The 21,286-nt window shown below is 67.7% G+C and carries 15 protein-coding genes; 8 read left to right on the forward strand and 7 right to left on the reverse strand.

Going from position 1 to position 21,286, the window contains the following annotated elements; all coding sequences use genetic code 11:
* Positions 1–130: 130 nt before the first annotated feature.
* From AC37TH_RS00120 to AC37TH_RS00150, 7 genes are all read left to right on the forward strand, one after another.
* Positions 131–1,387, forward strand: a complete 1,257-nt coding sequence (locus tag AC37TH_RS00120; protein ID WP_490762318.1) for an ABC transporter substrate-binding protein — start codon at positions 131–133, stop codon at positions 1,385–1,387.
* Positions 1,384–2,334, forward strand: coding sequence for a carbohydrate ABC transporter permease (locus AC37TH_RS00125; RefSeq protein ID WP_490762319.1), 951 nt, complete (start codon positions 1,384–1,386; stop codon positions 2,332–2,334). The genes AC37TH_RS00120 and AC37TH_RS00125 overlap by 4 nt, the downstream gene beginning before the upstream one ends.
* Positions 2,324–3,178: a carbohydrate ABC transporter permease gene (locus AC37TH_RS00130; RefSeq protein WP_490762320.1), complete on the forward strand. Its 855-nt coding sequence runs from the start codon at positions 2,324–2,326 to the stop codon at positions 3,176–3,178. Before AC37TH_RS00125 ends, AC37TH_RS00130 begins: the two co-directional genes overlap by 11 nt.
* Complete coding sequence (locus tag AC37TH_RS00135) at positions 3,175–4,500, forward strand: family 1 glycosylhydrolase (RefSeq protein ID WP_490762321.1); 1,326 nt, start codon at positions 3,175–3,177, stop codon at positions 4,498–4,500. The genes AC37TH_RS00130 and AC37TH_RS00135 overlap by 4 nt, the downstream gene beginning before the upstream one ends.
* Before the next feature lie 4 nt (positions 4,501–4,504).
* On the forward strand, positions 4,505–6,334 hold the full coding sequence (locus AC37TH_RS00140) for a glycoside hydrolase family 2 protein (RefSeq protein WP_490762322.1): 1,830 nt from the start codon (positions 4,505–4,507) through the stop codon (positions 6,332–6,334).
* Positions 6,335–6,383: 49 nt separating this feature from the next.
* Positions 6,384–7,481: a LacI family DNA-binding transcriptional regulator gene (locus AC37TH_RS00145; RefSeq protein ID WP_490762323.1), complete on the forward strand. Its 1,098-nt coding sequence runs from the start codon at positions 6,384–6,386 to the stop codon at positions 7,479–7,481.
* Positions 7,482–7,627: 146 nt separating this feature from the next.
* A complete protein-coding gene (locus AC37TH_RS00150; protein ID WP_490762324.1) occupies positions 7,628–9,553 on the forward strand; it encodes an arabinofuranosidase catalytic domain-containing protein in 1,926 nt (641 codons plus the stop codon).
* Between the two features lie 61 nt (positions 9,554–9,614).
* Here AC37TH_RS00150 and AC37TH_RS00155 read toward each other — a convergent pair whose 3' ends face one another.
* Positions 9,615–11,210: a phospholipase D-like domain-containing protein gene (locus tag AC37TH_RS00155; protein WP_490762325.1), complete on the reverse strand. Its 1,596-nt coding sequence runs from the start codon at positions 11,208–11,210 to the stop codon at positions 9,615–9,617.
* A 186-nt stretch (positions 11,211–11,396) separates the two neighbouring features.
* Between AC37TH_RS00155 and AC37TH_RS00160 the strand changes: the two genes are divergently transcribed.
* Positions 11,397–13,766, forward strand: a complete 2,370-nt coding sequence (locus AC37TH_RS00160; protein WP_490762326.1) for an ATP-binding cassette domain-containing protein — start codon at positions 11,397–11,399, stop codon at positions 13,764–13,766.
* A 43-nt stretch (positions 13,767–13,809) separates the two neighbouring features.
* Here the strand turns inward: AC37TH_RS00160 and arfA are convergent, their stop codons facing one another.
* The 6 genes from arfA to AC37TH_RS00190 all read right to left on the reverse strand — a co-directional run bounded on the left by arfA (position 13,810) and on the right by AC37TH_RS00190 (position 20,932).
* Positions 13,810–15,333, reverse strand: a complete 1,524-nt coding sequence (gene arfA, locus AC37TH_RS00165) for an arabinosylfuranosidase ArfA (RefSeq protein WP_490762327.1) — start codon at positions 15,331–15,333, stop codon at positions 13,810–13,812.
* A gap of 13 nt (positions 15,334–15,346) precedes the next feature.
* Complete coding sequence (locus AC37TH_RS00170; RefSeq protein WP_490762328.1) at positions 15,347–16,624, reverse strand: family 1 glycosylhydrolase; 1,278 nt, start codon at positions 16,622–16,624, stop codon at positions 15,347–15,349.
* Between the two features lie 5 nt (positions 16,625–16,629).
* Positions 16,630–17,508, reverse strand: coding sequence for a carbohydrate ABC transporter permease (locus tag AC37TH_RS00175; RefSeq protein WP_490762329.1), 879 nt, complete (start codon positions 17,506–17,508; stop codon positions 16,630–16,632).
* Complete coding sequence (locus AC37TH_RS00180; RefSeq protein WP_490762330.1) at positions 17,508–18,458, reverse strand: carbohydrate ABC transporter permease; 951 nt, start codon at positions 18,456–18,458, stop codon at positions 17,508–17,510. Before AC37TH_RS00180 ends, AC37TH_RS00175 begins: the two co-directional genes overlap by 1 nt.
* A gap of 63 nt (positions 18,459–18,521) precedes the next feature.
* The gene (locus AC37TH_RS00185; RefSeq protein WP_490762331.1) at positions 18,522–19,784 is read right to left on the reverse strand and encodes an ABC transporter substrate-binding protein; all 1,263 of its coding nucleotides are present in this window, start codon (positions 19,782–19,784) and stop codon (positions 18,522–18,524) included.
* Between the two features lie 113 nt (positions 19,785–19,897).
* A complete protein-coding gene (locus tag AC37TH_RS00190; RefSeq protein ID WP_490762332.1) occupies positions 19,898–20,932 on the reverse strand; it encodes a LacI family DNA-binding transcriptional regulator in 1,035 nt (344 codons plus the stop codon).
* Between the last annotated feature and the right edge of the window lie 354 nt (positions 20,933–21,286).

Raw genomic sequence — 21,286 nt, forward strand, 5'->3', positions numbered from 1 at the left:
GCGCGATTCAGCGCGATTCAGCGCGATTCAGCGACCGCATTGTGTTCCTCGCCGCCCTCGTCTACTATCGTGCTTTAACGATGAAGCACCGTTCATCCGATCATCGTCATTCGCTCAAGGGAGAGTCTCCATGCACTACAAGAAACAGCTCGGGGTCGTCGCCGTCGCGGCCGCGATCGGCTTGCTCGCCACCGGGTGCTCCGGTGGCGGCTCCAACTCCAGCGGGCCTGTCCAGCTCACGGTCTGGACCGGGTTCACAGGCGGCGACGCACCGGGCTACGAGCAGATCGTCAAGGACTTCAACGCGTCCCAGAAGAAGATCAAGGTCACCATGTCCGCCGAGCCGTGGGACACCATCCAGCAGAAGCTGCCCTCCGCGTGGATGACCGGCCAGGGACCGGACATCGCAGCCCCCGCCTCCGACCCGAACGTCATCGCGCAGTACGTCAAGACGAAGTCTGTGCTGCCGATCACGAACACCGGGGACTCGGCGACGACGATCAACGTCTCGAAGTTCGCCCCGGCGCTGGTGAAGGAATTCACCTACGACAAGAAGCTCTACGCCGTCCCCGCCAACTACGCCACGCTCAGCCTCTACTACAACAAGGCCCTGTTCACGGCAGCCGGCGTCACCCCGCCGACCACCGTCGACGAACTCAAGGCCGCGGCCAAGAAGCTGACCAAGGGCGACACATACGGGCTCGTCCTGGCCGACAACAACACCATCCAGATGTGGCCCGTCCTGCAATGGCTCGAGGGTGGCGACATCGTCGACCAGAAGAACTGCAGCGTCCTCGACAGCACGAAGGGCCGCGACAGCCTCAAGCCCTGGGTCGACCTCGTCGTCAACGACAAGATCTCGCCCGTCGGCCTCACCGGTGCGGAAGCGGACGCCCTGTTCTCCGCAGGCAAGGCCGCGATGGAGATCAACGGACCATGGGCGGCTCCCGGCTACAAGTCGGCGGGCATCGACCTCGGCATCGTCCAGGTGCCCGTCGACACCGCGGGCAAGCCGGTCACGCTCGGCTCGACCGCCCCACTGGCGATCTCCGCGAAGACCAAGCACCCGGATGAGGCGCAGCAGTTCCTGGCGTACTGGACAGGCAAGACCGCGCAGAAGAAGTTCTCGCTCTCGACCGGCTTCCCGTCTCTGCGGACCGACCTCGCCGACGATCCGGACCTGGCGGCCAACCCCGTCGTGAAAGTCTTCTCGTCGCAGGTGCCGGACTCCCGGCTCTACCTGCCGCAGGTGCCGAACGCCACCCAGGTCGACACGGACGCATACGTCCCGCTGATCGGGAGCCTCACCAGAGGCACCTCCATCGACGACGGAACGAAGACCGCCTCCACGAAGATCAACGACCTCACGGGCTGCTCCGGCAAATGACCGTCATCACCAAGACCCGGGAGTCGCGCAGCGGCTCCCGGGTCCGCCCCACCGGGACAGTCGATCAGCGCAGAAGGCGCCGGCGCTTCCAGCTCGGCCCAGCCCTGCTCTTCATCGCTCCCAGCTTCCTGATCCTGGGCATCTTCGTGCTCTGGCCGATCCTGGTCTCGTTCTGGTACAGCCTGCACGACTGGACCATCGGCGCAGACGACCAGCCGTGGGTGGGCTTCGGCAACTACGTCGCGCTCGCGCAGGACCCGACGTTCTGGAACGCCCTCGTCCACACCACTCTCATCACGGTCATCTCGGTCGTCGGGATCGTCGTGGTCGGGCTGGCCCTCGCCATCGCGCTCGCCGCCGAGGGGCTCGGTACGCGCATCATCCGCTCGGCCTTCTTCTTCCCCACAGTGGTCTCGCTGACCTCGATCGGCCTGGTCTGGCGCTTCCTGCTCGACCCGGAGCTCGGGCTCGTCAGCGGGATCACCTCCGCCATCGGCCTCGGCAAGATCGGGTTCCTGCAGTCCCCGGAGCTCGCACTGCCGACGATCATCTTCGTGAACATCTGGAAGAACGCCGGATTCGTCATGATCATCCTGATCGCCGGGCTGAAGAGCGTCCCGTCCGAGCGCTACGAGGCCGCCAGGCTCGACGGGGCGGGCTCCGTGCAGCTGCTGCGCTACATCACGCTCCCCGCGCTGCGCCCCACGATGCTCTTCGCGACCCTCATCATGACGATCCAGTCGTTCCAGCTGTTCGACCTGGTCTACGTGATGACGGGCGGCGGCCCGCTGTTCTCCACCGAGACGTTGGTCACCCTGCTCTTCCGCGAGGGATTCGTGAACTTCCACACCGGATACGCGGCGGCGATCTCGTGGGCGCTGTTCCTCGTCATCGTCATCATCTCCGCACTCCAACTCAGAATCTTCAGGTACAACGATGTCGACTGACACGCTGCGCGGGCGCACAGTCCGGACCCCGTCGCCTCTCGCTGCCGCCTCGAAGTGGATCTTCCTCTGCGTCGGGCTCGTGCTCGCGCTTGTGCCGTTCATCTGGATGATCTCCACCTCGTTCCGCACCGAGAAGGACCTCTTCAGCAACCCCGCCAGCCTGTTCCCCACCGAATGGACGCTGCACGGCTACCAGGGGGTGTGGGAGCAGCTGCCGTTCCTGCTGCTGGTGTTCAACACGATCGTCTTCGCCGGGATCACCACCCTGCTCACGCTGTTGTTCGACTCGATGTGCGCATACGCCCTCGCCAGGATCGACTTCCCCGGCAGGAACATCGCGTTCTGGCTGGTCCTCGTGACGCTGATGGTGCCGTTCCAAGTGACGCTCATCCCGGTGTTCATCGAGCTGTTCCACCTGAACTGGCTGAACACCTATCAGGGGCTGATCATCCCGCGAGCCACCAGCGCGTTCGGGATCTTCCTGTTCCGCCAGTTCTTCGTCTCCATCCCGCGCGACCTCGACGAGGCCGCCAGGATCGACGGGGCAGGACACTTCCGAATCTACTGGCAGATCATCCTGCCGCTGGCGAAGCCCGCCATCGCGACCGTCGCGGTGCTCAACTTCACCGCACTCTGGAACGACCTCCTCTGGCCACTCGTCGTCACGAGCTCGACCGAGATGCGCACCCTCCCGGCCGGGCTCGCGCTGTTCGGCGGACAGCACGTGACCGACCACGCCGTACTGATGGCCGGAGCCGTGATCTCGCTGCTCCCGATCGCCATCGCCTTCTTCCTCGCGCAGCGATATTTCGTCGCCGGCGTCGCAACGACAGGACTCAAGTGACCACCTTCATCGACGGCTTCCCCCACGACCGGCTGCGCTGGCTGATCGGGATCGAGGACACCTGCGTGTACCCGGCCCCCGGTTCATCGATGGGCGCGCTGAACGAGTTCGCGCTCACCGGGCACGACGAGCACTGGCGCGACGACCTGGCGACCGCCGCCGGGCTCGGCGCGACGGGCCTCCGCTACGGCGTGAGCTGGCCGCTGGTGCACGTCGCGCCAGGACGGTTCGACTGGAGCGCGCTCGACGAGCGGATCGACGTGGCCGTGAACGAGCACGGCCTGACAGTGATCGCCGACTTGGTGCACTACGGCACGCCGTCCTGGCTCGACGGGTCGTTCGCCGACGCGATGTTCCCCGAGGCGCTCGCGGAGTTCGCCGGGGCGTTCGCGGAGCGGTACCGCGGCGTGGTCGACCACATCACCCCGCTCAACGAGCCGATCACCACGGCGTCGTTCTGCGGGCTGCGCGGCGTCTGGCCCCCGGCACTGACGGGCTGGGACGGCTGGACGACCGTGGCCATCGGGATCGCCAGGGGCGTCCAGCGGGCCATCGCGGCGATCCGGGATGCGAACCCGGGCGCCGTGGTCGTGCACGTGGAGGCATCGCAGATCTACGAGACGGAGGACGACGGTCTCCTCGGCGAAGTCGAGCTGCTGCGCTCCCTCTCCACCCTGCCGACCGACCTCATCCTGGGCCTGGTCGACCCCGCGCATCCGCTGCTGGGCTGGCTCACCCAGCACGGAGCGGCGGCCGAGCACCTGGCCGAGCTGCGCGCGGGCGCTCCCGCCGTCGACCTGATGGGCGTCAACTACTACCCCGACCTCACGCCGCGCATCCTGGAGTCGGTCGACGGCGCCACCCGCCAGGTCACCGCGAACCGGTGGGCGGACGGTCTCCGCTCGGTGCTCCTGCGCTGGCGGGACCGCTACGGGATGCCGATGCTCGTCACGGAGACCAGCATCGAGGGCACGCAGACGGTGCGCCGCGAGTGGCTGGAGGCCGCGACGCAGACGGTGCGCGAGCTGCACGCGGACGGCGTCGACGTGCGCGGCCTGACCTGGTGGCCGCTGCTCGACTTCGTGGACTGGTCGTTCGCCTCGGGCGGGCGCAACGTGGAGGAGTTCGTGCTGCATCCGGAGACATCGCACGATGCGACCTCCGAGACGTTCGCCGATCCGGCGGGCGGCGTCGAGCCGTTCCTGCGCAGGATGGGTCTGATCGAGCTCAGCGAAGACGACGACGGCTCCCTCCTGCGCACCCCGACCGAGGCCGCGCCGTCGTTCCCGCGCGAGCCGGCTGCGCTGCCGGAAGGATACTGAGACCGTGAACGACATCCTCCGGGCCAGCCGCCTCTCCGTCGCGCGTCCGAGGCCCCAGCTCCTCCGCGAGAACTGGGCGGAGCTCGACGGCCGCTGGGGCTTCGCGCACGACGACGCGGAGGTCGGGGAGCGCGACGGCTGGTACGCTCCCGGCCACCGCCTCGACGGGACCATCACCGTGCCGTATCCGCCGGAAAGCCCGGCCTCCGGCGTCGGAGACGACCGCTACCACGACGTGGTCTGGTATCAGCGCGACGTCTCGTGGGACAACGTGCTCGAAGCCGGCCACCACCGCGACCGTCCCCGGCTGCACCTGCACTTCGGCGCGGTCGACTACCGGGCGAGTGTCTGGGTGAACGGCGCGTTCGTGGGGAGCCACGAGGGCGGCCACACACCGTTCTCGTTCGACGTCACGCGCGTGATCGTCGACGGCGGCGTCCAGCACGTCGTGGTGCGCGCGGAAGACAGGGCGGCGGACGTCGAGCAGCCCCGCGGCAAGCAGGACTGGCAGGAGGACGCGCACGTCATCTGGTACCGCCGCACGACCGGTATCTGGCAGCCGGTCTGGCTCGAAGCCACCCCGGAGGTGTTCATCGAGCACCTCCACCTGACCCCGGAAGTGCCTGCCGGCGTCGTCCGGTTCGAGGTTGGCCTGAACCGGCCGCCGGCCCCCGGCACGCGCTGCCGAATCGAACTGACGCACGGAGACGAGACCGTCGCCGAGCTCACCACGGCGGTGGGCGGCCAGCGCCACACCGGTACGATCACCGTGCCGCGGCTGCGCAACGGGCAGGACCGCGAAGGCATCCTGTGGTCACCCGACTCCCCGACCCTCCTGGATGCGACCGTCACCATCGAGTCCCCCGGCGGCACTGCGGACACGGTGTACAGCTACCTCGGCCTCCGCACGGTGGCGGTGCGCGACGGGCGCTTCCTGCTGAACGACCTGCCCGTCGAGCTGCGCTCGGTGCTCAGTCAGGGCTACTGGCCGCAGTCCCACCTCGCCGCCCCCAGCGAGGTCGCGCTGCGCGCCGAGATCGAACTCATCCAGTCGCTCGGCTTCAACTCCGCGCGCGTGCACCAGAAGATCGAGGATCCGCGCTTCCTCTACTGGGCAGACCGGCTCGGGCTGCTGCTGTGGGCGGAGACTCCGTCCGCGTACACGTTCTCGACGACCGCCATGGAGCGGCTGACCACCGAGTGGATGCGCGCCGTCGACCGCGACCGGTCGCATCCATCGGTCGTCACCTGGGTGCCGCTGAACGAGAGCTGGGGCATCCAGGATGTCGCGCACGACCCGGCGCAGCGGGCCTTCGCAAGCGGGCTCGCGCAGCTGACGAGGGCGCTCGACCCCACCAGGCCCGTGATCTCGAACGACGGCTGGGAGCACTTGGAGTCGGACATCCTGACCGTTCACGACTACGACCACGACGCCGACGCGATCCGCGCGCGCTACCTCGACGCCGACGCTCGCGACGCCCTCCGGCACGGCATCGGCCCGGCCGGCCGCGCGATGGTGCTCACCGACGCGCTCCGCGAAGACGCACCGCTGATGCTGACCGAGTTCGGTGGCATCGAGTTCATCGCGGACGACCGGACGGCGCCGGACGACAGCTGGGGGTACTCCAGTGCGGCGACGGCCGAGCAGTTCGAGGACCGGCTGCGCTCGCTGTACGGGGCGCTGCACGCCAGCACCGTCCTCGCCGGCACGTGCTACACGCAGCTCACGGACACGATGCAGGAGGCCAACGGCCTGTGCACAGAGGACCGGATGCCGAAACTCGACGCGGAGACCATCCGGGCGATCGTCACCGGAGCCGGTCGGCGGTCATGAGCTACGGTGGGGATCGCACGGGCGACGCCCCCACGGGAAGGAACCGCACATGCCAGAACGGGCGAGCGCCAGGCGCGTCACCCTGCGAGACATCGCCGACAAGGTGGGCATAACACCCTCAGCCGTCTCGATGGCGCTGGCCGGAAAGCCGCGCATCGGCGAGGACACCCGAAAGGCCGTGCTCGACGCCGCCTCCGAGCTCGGGTACGTGCCCAGCTCGGCCGCCCGCGCCCTCCGCAGCCAGCACGCCGGGACCATCGCACTGATCGTCCCGACGACGGCCACCCACGTCTTCGGGCACAGCTATTTCATGCTCGTGCTCGAAGGCACCTCCTCGGTGGCCAACGAGAACGACGTGCAGCTACTGATCTCCACGAACCCGGACAATGAACACGGCCTGGCCGCATACGAGCGGGTGATGCGCTCCAACAGCGCGGACGGCGCGATCCTCACCAGCGCCGCGATCGACGACCCGACGGTCGAGCGCCTGATCGCGAGCGGCCTCCCCGTGGTGATGATCGGCAACTTCCCGTACCTGCCGAGCGCGGTCACCGTCGGCATCGACGACCGCGCGGCGTCCCGCGCGATCACCGAGCATCTGATCACGGCACACGGACGCACCCGCCTGCTGCACCTCAGCGGCCCGCTCGACCACCAGACCGGCGCCGACCGGCGCGACGGCTTCCTGGACGCGGTGCGCGAGCACGGCGTCGAGGAGCAGTCGTCGGTCGTGGAGGGGGACCTCAGCGAGGTGTCCGGCGTCGCCGCTCTGCGTGCACTCGGGGCGGGCATCGACGCGTTCGACGGGATCGTCGCCGCCAACGACGACATGGCGTTCGGTGCTCTCACGACGCTGCGGAGCGCATCCATCGACGTGCCGGGCAGCATTGCGATCGTCGGCTTCGACGACTTCGGGCTGGCCCGTGTGACCACCCCGAGCATCACCACCGTGCGCGTCCCCGCCCAGCGCCTCGCGCGCATCGCGAGCGAACGGCTGTTCGAGATCATGGCGGGAGAGGACGGCTGGCAGCGGCACGAGGTCGGCGTCGAGCTGGTGTTGCGACAGTCCTGTGGATGCACGTCCCCCGACGCGACGGAGGACGACGCGGTCGTGCTCCCGGTCGGCACCGGCGGGCTGCCGGGCTGAGCGCTCGGCACCACTTCCTTTCCCCTCTTCCCTCAGATCCATCACTGCCCTACACTCTGTTTAATCGTTAAAGCATGCTCATCTCCGACCAGTGACGATCGGGTGCTTTAACGATAAATCTCCTGCAAGCAACGATGCTCGAAAGGATGGACAACACCGTGCAGATCGTGTCGACAACGACCGGCAAGCGGTATCTCGCCGCCGCGCTGGGTCTCTTCACTCTCATACTCGCCCTCGTCGCCTCGCCACTGGCGGCCTCTTCCCCCGCCTCGGCCGCGCCCAACGGGCCGTGCGACATCTACGCGGCGGGAGGAACCCCGTGCGTCGCCGCGTACAGCCCGGCGCGTGCGCTCTACGCGTCATACAACGGTCCGCTGTACCAGGTGAAGCGCGCCTCAGACGGCGCCACCAGGAACGTGGGGCTGCTCTCCGCAGGCGGCTACGCCGACGCGAGCCAGCAGGACACTTTCTGCGCCGGCACGACCTGCGTCATCCCGATCGTCTACGACCAGTCCCCCAACCACAACGACCTCACCCCCGCGCCAGCGGGCGAACAGGGCGCCGCGAACGCTCCCGCCGACGCCGCCGCTCTGCCGATCACGATCGCGGGCACCGAGGCGTACGGGCTCTACCTGCCGCCGGGCGTCGCATACCGACGTTCCAGCACCGTCACCACCGGCACTGCGCGCGGGGCGAACCCCGAGTCGATGTACGAGGTGGCGAGCGGCACCAACGTGAACAGTGCCTGCTGCTCCGACTTCGGGAACGTCGAGACCGACACGGTCGACACCGGCGCGGGCCACATGGACACGCTCAACCTCTCGACCCTCGGCGCCGCAGGTGCCACGGGGCACGGACCGTGGGTGCAGGCCGATCTCGAAGAGGGCGTCTTCCAAGGCAAGACGGCAGTCTGGACACCCAACCAGGGCAACGCCTCGAAGTTCGTCACTGCCGTGCTCAAGAACAACGGCGTCGACACGTTCGCGCTCAAGGGCGGCAACGCGCAGTCCGGGGGCCTCTCCACCTGGTACAACGGGACCCTGCCAGACGGCACCGACCGTTTCGGCAGCACCTGGAAGCCGATGAAGCTCGAAGGCTCGATCGGGCTGGGCGCCGGCGGTGACAACTCCAACCGCGGCACGCAGTCGTTCTTCGAGGGTGTGATGACGTCGGGCTATGCCGGCGACGCCACCGAGAACTCCGTCCAGACCAACATCGTCGCCCAGAACTATCAGGGCGTCAGCACGGGCGGTGGTCCAGGCAGAACCATCGTGGGCCCGGGCGGCAAGTGTGTCGACGTGGCCGGAGACGACGTCGGCGGCAACCTCGCCACGGTGCAGCTCTGGGACTGCAAGACTCTCGCCGCCGACCAGCACTGGGTCGGAAGCGCGCTCCGCGAAGGCACCCTCAACACGCTCGGCCGCTGTCTCGACATCGACGGCAACGTGACGACGCTCGGCACGGGCGTCGAACTCTACGACTGCAACGGGGCCGCTGGGCAGCAATGGATCCCGCAGGCCGACGGGTCGATCAAGAACCCTGCCTCCGGCCTGTGCTTGGACTCCCCGAATGGCGCGACCGCCAACGGCACGGCACTGCGGATCTGGACGTGCAACGGCGCGGCGGCGCAGAAGTTCTCCGCCGCGACGCCGATCCTCTACCCCGTGGCAGGAGCGGCCTCGAAGTGCGTCGACGTGGCCGGGGACGACGTGAACGGGAGCGGGCAGGTGGTGCAGCTCTGGACCTGCCAGAACGTGGTCACCGGGGCGCCGGGCGGACGAGCGGAGGCACGCGACCAGCAGTGGACGTACAACCCGGCAGATCAGAGCGCCCGGACCATCGGCCGCTGCCTCGACATCAACGGCAACTCGACCACGATGGGCACCGGCGTCGAACTCTACGACTGCAACAACGTCGGGGGTCAGCACTGGGTTCCGCAGGCCAACGGCTCTCTGCTGAACCCCGCATCCGGATACTGCCTGGACTCCCCGAACGGCGCGACGGCCAACGGCACGGCGCTGCGGATCTGGGTGTGCAACGGGGCTCCCGCCCAGCAGTTCGTCCTCAACTGAGACACGGGAGTATAGAGAGGTCAGAGCGGCGCGGCCAGATGGTCGCGCCGCCTCTCTGACGTCAGTCCGGCGCCACCGTGCGGCTGGCGAGCGTGGCCCAGTCGTGTTCGAAGAGCCGGGTGAAGTATGCGGCGACCTCCGTGTTCTCGAGAATCACGCCCGCATCCCGGTTGCTCAGGGTTCCGGCGGGCGACCAGTTCTGGCTGCTGACCAGGGCAGCCCGGCCGTCGACGACGATGCCCTTGTTGTGCACGTTGTTCTGCAGCTTCACCCTGTTCACGACGTCGAGGCCGGCCGCCTGCAGTTTCTCCAGGTAGCCCGCCGTCTCGAACTCGCTCATGATGATGCGCACGTCGACGCCCGCCTTCTGCCGCTCGACCACCGCATCCACCAGTGCGGCGAACCCGGCCGTCGCCTCCGAGGCGGTCTTCGGCAGCTCGATGTACTGGAACTGCATCAGCAGCGACGACTGCGCGCTCCGGATGAGGGCGAGGATGTGCGGCGCGTAGCTTCCCGCATCCGGGGTGAGCAACGGGGTCACGGTCAGTGCTCGGGTGCTGGTGTCCGCCGCGAAGAACTGCTGGAACGGCGGCGTCGTCGCCCGCGGCGCGAGCAGCGCAGCCGCCGGAACCGCCACCGGGCCGGCGGCCTGGTGCGCGGACGCGACGGAGAGGTCGTTGAGCAGGTACGTCTCGAACGTCTGCGCGAGCTCTGCGTTCTCGATGACGACGTGCCAGTCCCTGTCGCCCGAACGGGCGGCGTCCGCGTCGCCCGGCGTCGTGACCGGATCGATGTCGGGCTGGTTCGAGTTGTTCCAGTTGCCGCTCGACAGCCAGACGGCCGACGAATCCCGCACAGCGACCTTGATGTGGTACGCCGAGGGGAAGATCCACGCTGCGGCCAGCGGGTCCATCCGGTCGAGCGCCCACGCCTGGGTGAGCCGATCGCCGAACGCGGTCGTGAGCGCTGCGACGGTCTGCTCGTCGGTCTGGTCGGCGGTCGGGTTCTTGGCGGGATGGTCGAGGACGAGACGCACGGTCTTGCCCGCGAGTGTGGTCTCGACGGTCTGCAGGATGTGGCTCGACGTGAAGTCGTAGAGGCCGACGGTCAGCGTCTCGCGCACACCGGCGAGGAAAGCGCCGAGCGTCGGCCAGCCGGAGTCGGGGCTCGCGCTCAGCGTGACGCGCATGGACCCGGTGATCGGGGTGAGGGCCGCGGTGTGGGGCGGCGTGTATGGGAGCTGGGGTTTCGAGGCGGCGGCGAACTCCACCGCGGGGACGACGGCTCCGGATGCGCCGGATGCGCCGGATGCGCCGGGGTGGCCGGGGTCGCCGGTCAGGTCGACCTCGTCCGCGAACTCCGGCACGGCGCCGCGGTCGGGCGCCGGCCCAGCGGTGCGGGCGAACGCGGCCGGTTCCGTCAGCATCCGCTCCTTCGCCGCCGACGCGACCCGGACATCGACCGGAACGCCGCCGACCTCGCGTGGCAGGGCGGCGCGCACGGCCGCCACGGCCGCATCCCGGGCGATGGTCACCACGATGGCCGGGGTGTCGGTGATCCACCCGTCCACCAGCAGGTATCCCGGCCGGGCGCTGAGCGCCCCCGGCAGCCGGAACGCGTCGAGGTGGTCACGGATGACAGTGCCGAGATTCGCCATACCTCCGGGATACTCCCCTTCCGGCCCCGGCGCCAGCACGGGCGCACGACTCGTGCGAAAGGCGCGGTCAGACCCGTGCGCACCGCACGTTTCGCACGAGTCCCGCGACGCCTGCCCCGTGCGCCGGGCGGCTTGTCGGATGGCGACCATAGGATGAGGCGCAAGCCAGACTGAGGGAGCTCCACGATGACCACGCCTGCCGACAAACACCGCGCCGACAGCCATGACGTGATCCGTGTGCAGGGCGCACGCGTCAACAACCTCAAAGACGTGAGCGTCGAGATCCCGAAGCGCCGGCTGACGGTGTTCACTGGCGTCTCCGGCTCCGGCAAGAGCTCCCTCGTGTTCGGGACGATCGCCGCCGAGTCGCAGCGAATGATCAACGAGACGTACAGCGCGTTCGTGCAGGGGTTCATGCCGACGCTCGCCCGGCCGGATGTGGATGTGCTCGACGGGCTGACCACCGCGATCCTGGTCGACCAGGAGCGGATGGGCGCCAACGCCAGGTCCACCGTCGGCACCGCGACCGACGTGAACGCGATGCTGCGCATCCTGTTCAGCCGGTTGGGGCAGCCGCACATCGGGTCGCCGCAGGCGTTCTCATTTAACGTCGCGTCGGTGTCCGGGGCAGGAGCCGTCACGATCGAGCGGGCAGGGAGCACCACCAAGGAGCGCAGGAGCTTCTCGATCACCGGCGGGATGTGCCCGCGCTGCGAAGGCATGGGCAGTGTCAATGACATCGACCTCACGCAGCTGTTCGACGAATCGAAGTCGCTCGCGGAGGGCGCCCTGACCATCCCGGGCTACACCCCCGACGGCTGGAACGTGCGGATCTACGCCAGCTCCGGGTTCGTGGACGGCGACAAGCCGATCAAGGACTACACGAAGAAGGAGCTGCACGACTTCCTCTATCACGAGCCCACCAAGGTGAAGATCGGCGACATGAACCTCACCTATGAGGGTCTGGTGCCGAAGGTGCAGAAGTCGTTCCTGTCGAAGGACCGCGAGGCGATGCAGCCGCACATCCGGGCGTTCGTCGACCGCGCCGTCACCTTCACCACCTGCCCGGACTGCGGCGGCACCCGGCTGAGCGAGGCGGCCCGGTCGTCGAAGGTCGGCGGCATCAGCATCGCGGACGCGTGCGCGATGCAGATCAGCGACCTTGCCGAGTGGGTGCGGGGGCTGGACGAACCGTCGGTCGGGCCGCTGCTCACGTCGCTGCGCGAGACCCTGCAGTCGTTCGTGGAGATCGGCCTCGGCTACCTCTCGCTCGATCGTCCGGCCGGCACGCTGTCCGGCGGGGAGGCGCAGCGCACCAAGATCATCCGGCACCTCGGGTCGTCGCTGACCGACGTCACCTACGTGTTCGACGAGCCGACCATCGGGCTGCACCCGCACGACATCCAGCGGATGAACGAGCTGCTGCTGCGCCTGCGCGACAAAGGCAACACGGTGCTCGTGGTCGAGCACAAGCCGGAGATGATCGCGATCGCCGACCACGTGGTCGATCTCGGACCCCGCGCGGGAGCAGCGGGCGGCACGATCACCTACGAGGGCACCCTCGACGGGCTTCGCGCGAGCGACACCCTCACCGGCCACCACCTCGACGACAGGGCGCGGCTGAAGGAGGCGGTGCGCACCGCGACGGGCACGCTCGCGATCCGCGGCGCGAACGCCCACAACCTGCACGACGTGGATGTCGACATCCCACTTGGGATGCTCGTGGTGATCACCGGTGTCGCCGGCTCCGGCAAGAGCTCCCTCGTGCACGGCTCCATCCCGGACAGCGAGGGCGTCGTCTCCATCGACCAGGCCGCGATCCGCGGCTCCCGGCGCAGCAACCCGGCCACATACACCGGCCTGCTCGACCCGATCCGCAAGGCGTTCGCCAAGGCCAACGGCGTGAAGCCCGCCCTGTTCAGTTCCAACTCCGAGGGCGCCTGCCCGAACTGCAACGGTGCGGGCGTCATCTACACCGACCTCGGCATCATGGCGGGCGTCTCCACGGTCTGCGAGGTCTGCGAAGGCAAACGGTTCCAGGCGTCCGTGCTCGAATACCACCTCGGCGGCAAAGACATCAGCGAGGTGCTGGCGATGTCGGTGATCGAGGCGGAGGACTTCTTCGGCGGCGGTGACGCGCGCACCCCGGCCGCCCACGGCATCCTGAGCAGGCTCGCGGATGTCGGCCTCGGCTACCTGAGCCTCGGGCAGCCGCTCACCACCCTCTCCGGCGGAGAGCGTCAGCGCCTCAAGCTGGCCACCCACCTCTCCGAGGAGGGCGGCGTCTACGTGCTCGACGAGCCGACGACCGGCCTGCACCTGGCCGACGTCGAACAGCTCCTCGGCCTGCTCGACCGCCTGGTCGACTCCGGCAAGTCGGTGATCGTGGTCGAGCACCACCAGGCCGTGATGGCGCACGCCGACTGGATCATCGACCTCGGTCCAGGCGCAGGCCACGACGGAGGGCGGATCGTGTTCGAGGGCACCCCCGCGGACCTGGTCGCGGCGCGGTCGACCCTGACGGGCGAGCACCTGGCGGCGTACGTGGGGGCGTGAGCGGAGGCGGGGGCAGCAGGGCGACTCCCGTCGACGCGCGTCGTCACGCCCGAGGGGTCAGCAGGATCTCGGTCCAGGAGACGGCAGGCAGGTCGATCCGCACGACGTTCCCGTTCGTGGTCGCTGTTTCGTTGTCGGCGAGGGCGACGCGCTCTGGGTGCTCCCTGTTGTTGGATGCGGTGATGTCGTCGTCGCTCAGGGTGCGCGCCGTGACGGAGTACTCCCCGGCGCCCGCACGGCTCGGCAGGTCGATCTCGAGCGAGGAGCCCTCCGACATCGACCGGTTGACGACGTAGACGGCAATACGGCCGGTGCTCTCGTCGAGGCACGCGACGGCGTCGACCAGCGGGACCTCGCCGAACGTCCCTGTCGGATATGTGCCGCTCACCGGGGTCACGTCGAGGGCGACACCGTTCGCGTTGACCGCGGTCGCGGCGAACGGGAAGAACGTGGTCTGCCGCCAGGATGCGCCTCCCGGCTCCGTCATGATCGGCGCGATCACGTTCACCAGCTGCGCGAGGGATGCGCTGGTCACCCGGTCGGCGTGCTTCAGCAGAGTGATCAGCAGGCTCCCGAAGACCACGGCGTCCGCGACGGTGTACTCGTCTTCCAAGAGGCGGGGGGCGATGGGCCAATTGTCGACTCCGGTGATCTTGTCGACATTCTCGTAGCGGCTGTTGTACCAGATGTTCCACTCGTCGAACGAGATGTCGATCGTCTTGTCGCTGCCGCGCACCGCTTTGACGTGGTCCGCCGTCGCCGTGACGCTGCGGATGAAGCGGTCCATGTCGATCCCGGAGGCGAGGAAGCTCGGCAGGTCGCCGGTGTTCTCGTAGTACGCGTGGCAGGAGATGTAGTCCACGGCGTCGTACGCATGCGTGAGCACCACGCGCTCCCACTCGGCGAAGGTCGGCATCGACGAGCTGGACGACCCGCAGATGACAAGCTCAAGCTCCGGATCGAACGCCTTCATTGCGCGCGCCGTCTGCGCCGCGAGCTTGCCGTAGTCGTCTGCCGACCGATGGCCGAGCTGCCACGGCCCGTCCATCTCGTTGCCGAGGCACCAGATTCGCACGTCGAACGGCTCTGTCCTGCCGTTCGCCGCCCGACGGTCCGCACGCGCCGTGCCCTCGGCGAGGTTGGCGTATTCGAGCAACTCGAGCGCCTCCGGAGTCCCCCGCGTGCCGAGGTTCACCGCGAGCATGAGTTCACTCCCCACGACATCGAGCCAGCGCTGGAACTCATGCAGGCCGACCTCGTTGGTCTCGGTGGTGTGCCAGGCGAGGTCGAGCCTCCTCGGTCGCTCTTCGCGCGGGCCGACACTGTCCTCCCAGGCGAAGCCGGAGACGAAGTTCCCTCCCGGATACCGGATGGCGGTGACGCCGAGCTCTTTCACGAGTTCGATGACGTCGGTTCGGAAGCCGTCCTCGTTCGCCAGCGGGTGGCCGGGTTCGTAGATGCCGTCGTAGACGGAGCGCCCGAGGTGCTCGACGAAAGAGCCGAAGAGCCGAGGGTTGATGACGCCGATCCTGGCTGCGGTATTGATGCTGAGTCGTGCTGCGTGCATGGGATGGATTCCGTTACGGGTTCGCAGTGATACTGCGGGCGGACAGGGCGTGGTGCCGATAGCGGTCGGCGACCGGGTTCTCGGAGCGGACAAGGCCGCTGTTCGTCTCGACGAGGTCGTAGAGGCCCATCGTCAGGAGATGGTCGGAGCGTGGATTCTCGCTGTGCCGCCAAGTCCACTCGTACATGTCGAAGAGCGGCCACCAGGTGTATCCGACGATCGGGACGCCCTCGTCGCACATCTGCTGGACCAGGGCGACGGAGTCGTCCAGCCAGGCGATCCGCTCCGCGATGCTGCCGGTGACGCAGGTTTCTGTGACCATCACTGGAGCGCCGTAGCGCACCGCGTACGACTCCAGCGCCTCCCTGAGTCCGTCGGTCCCCCTGTCGACGGAGGGACGAGGGTCGGCGAAGCCACCGGCGTGGTGCACACCGGCCTCGAAGAGCTCAGTGGAGTGCTTCGGGTAGTAGTTGACTCCCATGACGTCCGGCTTCACCGCGTTCTCTCCGAACCAGCGGAGATCGTCGTCGCTGAGACCATTGCTGCGGAGAGCTGCGCTGAGGGCATGGGCGTCGCCGACGCGGCCGGTGACGAGGTCCTCGACCAGATGAACCTGCTCTGAGAGCCGCGCGGCTTCCGTCGCGTGCTCGGGAGCCGTGTCCGCCCCGGCGAAGGTCATCGCCGCATCCACGTGGACGAAGGAAGCGCCGGGGATTGCCTCGGCGATCCCGCGCTGCGTCAGCACGAAGCCGCGCGCGAGGTTGGCGGCGACGGTCGTGAAGCCGCGGGCGCCGGAGAGATACGGCGGCCAGTACGCGTACTCGCCAGCGAACAGTGCGTGGATGACCGGCTCGTTCACGGGTGTGTATTCGGTCGCGACGTCGGCGTAGCGTTCCGCGAACGTCACGGCATACTCGGCGATGTGCTCGGGATAGTCCTGGTGTGCGAACTGGTCGTCCAGCCAGGTGGGGGTGCCGTAGTGCAGCAGATCGACGATCGGCCGCAGGCCGGCATCCGCCATGCTCGCCATCGCCCTGTCGGTCCACGACCAGTCCCACCGTCCGCGTTCCGGCGCGATGCGGTACCACGGTGCACCCCAGCGGAGTAGTTCGGCGCCGACCCCGGCGGCGAGCCGGAAGTCGTCGTCGAACCGCTCGTAGTGCTCGGTCAGTTCGTACTCGTCGATGGCGCGTTCACCGTGCCGCGACTGCGGAACGAAGGTGTCCTCGATGCCGAGCGCGAAGTGCATCCTGCCGTCCTCGAACCAGCGGGGCGCGGGAGTGGAGGTCATGCCGATCACTTCAATCCGGTTGTCGCGACGGATTCGATGAACCGGCGCTGCACGATCAGGAACAGGATGGCGAGCGGCAGTACCGCGATCAGCGAGCCGGCCATCATGGTGCCGTAGGGAATGATCCCGCTCGGGCCCGTGAGGAGTGTGAGCCCCGAGGTCACCGTTCCCATGTCGGGGGTCGTGGTGAAGACCAGCGGCCAGAGCAGGTCGTTCCAGTTGTTCACGAACGTGAAGATGCCGAGCGTGAGCAGCGCAGGCAGCGCGTTCGGCAACACGACGCTCCGGAACACCCGGAACTCACTCGCCCCGTCGATCCGGGCCGCGTTGTCGAGGTCGCGCGGAAGGGCGATGAAGAACTGGCGGAGGAAAAAGATCCCGAATGCATCCGCCGCCCGCGGCAGGATCAGCCCGGCGAAGGTGTTCACCAGTCCGAGGTTGCCGACCAGCTGATAGATCGGGATGAGCGTCGCTTGGAACGGGATCATCAGGCTGGCCACGATCACGATGAGGAGCACGCGGTTCCCGCGGAAGTCCAGCCTGGCGAGTGCGTACGCGGCCAGCGAATCGAAGACCAGGGCGAACAATGTCACACCGCCCGCGAACACGAAGCTGTTCAGGAACAGCCGGGCGAACGGCAGGTCTGCGAAGATCCGCGTGAAATTGTCGAGGGTCCATGCGCCCGGCGCAAGCGTCGGCGGGTACGCGTTGATCTCGGCGGAGGGCTTGAACGCGGTGAAGACGATGACGATCACCGGCAGGAGCACGATCAGCGTCAAGGCGAGCACCGCGGCGAACAACAACCAGCGGGATGCGCGTCTACCGATGCGGAGGCGAGGTCGCGTCACCGTGCCGGTGCGGTTCTGGAGGGTCGAGGTAGTCATCAGCTCAGGTCCTTTTCACGACGGCCGAAGAAGCGGAACTGTACGAGGCTGAGGATGAGCGTCGCCAGCAGCAGCACGTACGACAGGGCGGATGCGAGCCCGAGGTCGAGCTTCTTGAAGCCCTCCTGGTAGATCTCCATCACCACGGTCTGGGTGCTGCGATACGGCCCTCCGCCGGTCATCACGTAGATCTGGTCGAACGCCTGCAGTGCGGCGATCAGCGCGAAGATCACGACGAACGCAAGGGTGTTGCTGAGCTGCGGGATGGTGATGTTCGTGAAGCGCTTCCACGCTCCCGCGCCGTCGATCCGTGCCGCCTCGTAGAGGCTGACCGGGATCTCCTGCAGGCCGGCGATGAAGATGACCATGTAGAACCCGAAACTTTTCCACACGGCCACCAGCACCACCGTCGGCATCGCGAGCACCGGATCCTGGAGCACGTTGCCGAGCTGGATGCCGACGGACCGCAACCAGTAGTTGAGGAGTCCGACCTGCGGGTCGAGCAGGTACGACCAGGCGAATGCGGCAACTGCGAGCGAGACGATGAACGGCACGAACAGCGCGGTGCGGAAGAACCCGCGGCCCGCAAGCCGGGGGTTGTTGAGCAGGAGGGCGAGCGCGAGCGCACCCACAAGCGCTGTCGGCGTGAACAGCACCGCGTAGAGGGCCGTCGTCGACAGTGTGCCCAGGATGCTCGGGTCGGAGAAGATCGTGACGTAGTTGTCGAGCCCCACCCACTGCTCTGCGCCGAACCCACTGCTGTCGGTGAACGATGTGCGGAGTGCGGACAACATCGGCCAGGCGACGAAGGCGGTCAGGATGACGAGCGCTGGCAGCAGGAAGATCAGGGCGATGCGGACGGACCCGCGCCGCGTCCTGATCGGTCCGCGACCCCCGAGGGGCGCCGGCGGCCGGTATGCCCGCTTGGGCGGTCGGACGGTCGTTGTCATGGTGTGTCTCCAGGTCGGTGGCCGCCGCGCCTGCGGGCGGCGGCCACCGTGTTGTCGGAATGTCTACTTGCTCAGCGCCTGCTTGACCTTGACGGACGCGGCCGATAGCAGATCGCTCGGGTTGCCTCCCGCGAGCGACTTCTGGGTTGCCTCGTCGACCGCGGTGAGCACATCCACGCTGTTGGCGATCCCCGGGAGAAGTGGGCGGGCCGTCCCCGCGATGGCGGTCAGGTCGGCGACGACCGGGTTCGACGACACGGCGGAGGCTGGGATGTCGGTGCGCAGCGGCGGCCAGCCCGAGCCGAGCGACCACTTCGTGGCCACCTCCTTGGTGAAGAAGTAGTCGAAGAACTTCTTCGCAGCGGCCTGCTTGGTGGGATCGGCCTGCGCAGTCACGGCCGCGCTGATGCCGATCGCGGACGCGGCTTGCTCCTTCGGTCCGGCCGGGATGGCTGCGATTCCCCAGTCGATCTTCGCGTCGGCGGCGACCCCGGCCATCCAGGGGCCGCCAATCTCCATCGCGGCTTTGCCGGAGCTGAACAGTTTGTCGGAGGCGACCCCGTCGAGGCCAGTGGGCGAGATGTGTCCGGTCTTCACCGCATCCGACCAGAACTTCAGGGTCTCGACGTTCGCGGCCGAGTCGACTGCGGACGTGCCGCTCTTGACGATGTCTCCGCCGTTGCCGTAGAACAGGCTCGCCCACACGCCGTTGCCGACGGTCGCGTGGTCGGGGAGGGCGAGGCCGTACTGCTCGGGGGTGCCGTCGCTGTTGGCGTCGACCGTCAGCTTCTTGGCGTCCGCCACCCACTCGTCCCAGGTGGTCGGGAAGGTGGTAATCCCCGCCTTCGCGAAGAGGCCCTTGTTGTAGATGACGGAGAGCGGAACGAATCCGGTTGGAACTCCGAAGTACGAGCCGTTCACTTTCTCCATCTCGACCGCCCGCGGGTTGAGGCTGGCGCTCTTGGTGCTGTCGGATGCGTAGAAGTCGTCGAGCTTGGCGAACGCGCCCTTGCTGGCGTAGACGGGAAGGTTCTCTGCCGGCAGCGCGACGATGTCCGGACCCTTCTTCGCACTGAGCGCGGGAAGGAGGGTGTCGCCGATGACGGCCCAGGTCTTCGTGGTCGTCGTGATGGTGATGTTCTTCTGCGACTTGTTGAAGTCGTTGACGATCGTGTCAAGAACCTTGCCGTCCGCCTCCGTGTATCCGTGCCAGAAGGTCAGGTCGACGTGAGCGGACGAGGATGAGCCGGTGCCGGATCCGGAGCAGCCCGCCAGAGCGACGGCCGCCCCCGCCGCGAGCGCGACGGCCGCGATGAGTTTCTTCATTGAATGCCTCTCAGATTGACCGACGGCAGCGTCGATCCACGGGTTTTTACAACGTTGTTTTTACAACGTTGTATCGGATTATAGGAACACGTTCTTCCCGATGTCAACGTTCGTTATCGAGTGGTGACGGAGATAGGAGAGCTCGTGGACTCGCGAACCACTGTCGCGAACGGCACATCGATCACCCTCGGTGCACCGATGGCCCCGTCGCGATCGCCGATCCGCTCGATGAGCGCGTTCACGGCGCGGTCGGCGATGTCGGCACGACCGGGATCGATCGTGCTCAAGCTGGGCATGGCGAACTGGCCCTCGATGAGGTTGTCGAACCCGATGACCGCGACGTCGTCCGGCACGGAGACGTTCTCCTGGTGCAGCACCCGCAGCGCGCCGAGCGCGAGCTCGTCGTTCAGAGCGAAGATCGCGTCGAAGGAGACGCCGGTGTCCAACAGCTCCTGAGTCGCGGCGGCCCCGTCCGTCCGGTGCCAGCCCTCGCGGAACACGACGAGTTCGTCGCCGGTGTCGACGCCGAAGTCGGCGAGCGCTCGTCGATAACCCTCCAGACGCAGCGAGGCCGACCCCACCCGCTCCGCCACGTGCGCGCCGAGCACCGCGATGCGGCGCCGTCCAGAGGCGAGCAGATGCTCGGTGGCCGCGTATCCGCCTTCGACATTTCGCATGACGACATGGTCCGTCGGGCCGCCGAAGATGCGCTCACCGAGCAGCACAAGCGGATAGTCGACGTCGAGATACTCGGCGTCGGCGTCGGACATCCCGAGCGGTGAGAACAGGAGCCCGTCGAGCATCGACAACCTGGGCCCCCGCAAGAGCTGGAGCTCGGCCTCCCGGTCACCGCCGGTCTGCTCGATCAGGGTGACGAAGCCGAGCTTCCTTGACGCCTCGAGCACGGCGTCGGCAAGCTCGGCGAAATAGCTGAAGCTAAGGGAGGGGACGGCAAGACCGATCACACCGGTGCGGCCGGCACGCAGATTCCGCGCAGCGAGATTCGGCTGGTAACCGAGTTCGTCGATGGCCGAGAGCACCTTCTCGCGCGTCGACGCCTTGACGAACTCGTACCCGTTTACAACATTCGAAGCGGTCTTCACCGAGACGCCGGCCGCGGCGGCGATGTCCTTCAGCGTCGCGACCATGTGGCGCCTCCCTCGACGGATTTACAACGTTGCTAGCTTCGCACAGGATGCGCAGGATTCGCGAAGGACAAGGGACCCGCCACGAACGAGTGGTCCCGAATTGCCGCGCGGGATATGCGCGCGCGCGGCAATTCGGGACCACTCGATCGCTGGATGAGCGTAGTCCGGAGAAGACGCGCCGCCGGTCAGACACCGGGTGTATTCACCCAGTGTCTGACCGATCCCCCCATACAGGCGCGAGGCGCTTGCGCCACCCGAGACGTAGCGCCGTCGGTGCCTGAGCAGCGAAGCCGAATAAGCCACTCCCCCTCACCGTAAGTGCCTCTAATGCATACATAAATGGCACTTTGGTCG

It is taken from the genome of Leifsonia sp. McL0627 (assembly GCF_058244615.1).

What these genes read in the sequence shown, in the direction of transcription:
- AC37TH_RS00120 (WP_490762318.1), top strand. Translation starts at nt 131, where the DNA reads ATGCACTACAAGAAACAGCTCGGGGTCGTCGCCGTCGCGGCCGCGATC.
- AC37TH_RS00125 (WP_490762319.1), top strand. Translation starts at nt 1,384, where the DNA reads ATGACCGTCATCACCAAGACCCGGGAGTCGCGCAGCGGCTCCCGGGTC.
- AC37TH_RS00130 (WP_490762320.1), top strand. Translation starts at nt 2,324, where the DNA reads ATGTCGACTGACACGCTGCGCGGGCGCACAGTCCGGACCCCGTCGCCT.
- AC37TH_RS00145 (WP_490762323.1), top strand. Translation starts at nt 6,384, where the DNA reads ATGCCAGAACGGGCGAGCGCCAGGCGCGTCACCCTGCGAGACATCGCC.
- AC37TH_RS00150 (WP_490762324.1), top strand. Translation starts at nt 7,628, where the DNA reads ATGGACAACACCGTGCAGATCGTGTCGACAACGACCGGCAAGCGGTAT.
- AC37TH_RS00155 (WP_490762325.1), bottom strand. Translation starts at nt 11,210, where the DNA reads ATGGCGAATCTCGGCACTGTCATCCGTGACCACCTCGACGCGTTCCGG.
- AC37TH_RS00160 (WP_490762326.1), top strand. Translation starts at nt 11,397, where the DNA reads ATGACCACGCCTGCCGACAAACACCGCGCCGACAGCCATGACGTGATC.
- arfA (WP_490762327.1), bottom strand. Translation starts at nt 15,333, where the DNA reads ATGCACGCAGCACGACTCAGCATCAATACCGCAGCCAGGATCGGCGTC.
- AC37TH_RS00170 (WP_490762328.1), bottom strand. Translation starts at nt 16,624, where the DNA reads ATGACCTCCACTCCCGCGCCCCGCTGGTTCGAGGACGGCAGGATGCAC.
- AC37TH_RS00175 (WP_490762329.1), bottom strand. Translation starts at nt 17,508, where the DNA reads ATGACTACCTCGACCCTCCAGAACCGCACCGGCACGGTGACGCGACCT.
- AC37TH_RS00180 (WP_490762330.1), bottom strand. Translation starts at nt 18,458, where the DNA reads ATGACAACGACCGTCCGACCGCCCAAGCGGGCATACCGGCCGCCGGCG.
- AC37TH_RS00185 (WP_490762331.1), bottom strand. Translation starts at nt 19,784, where the DNA reads ATGAAGAAACTCATCGCGGCCGTCGCGCTCGCGGCGGGGGCGGCCGTC.
- AC37TH_RS00190 (WP_490762332.1), bottom strand. Translation starts at nt 20,932, where the DNA reads ATGGTCGCGACGCTGAAGGACATCGCCGCCGCGGCCGGCGTCTCGGTG.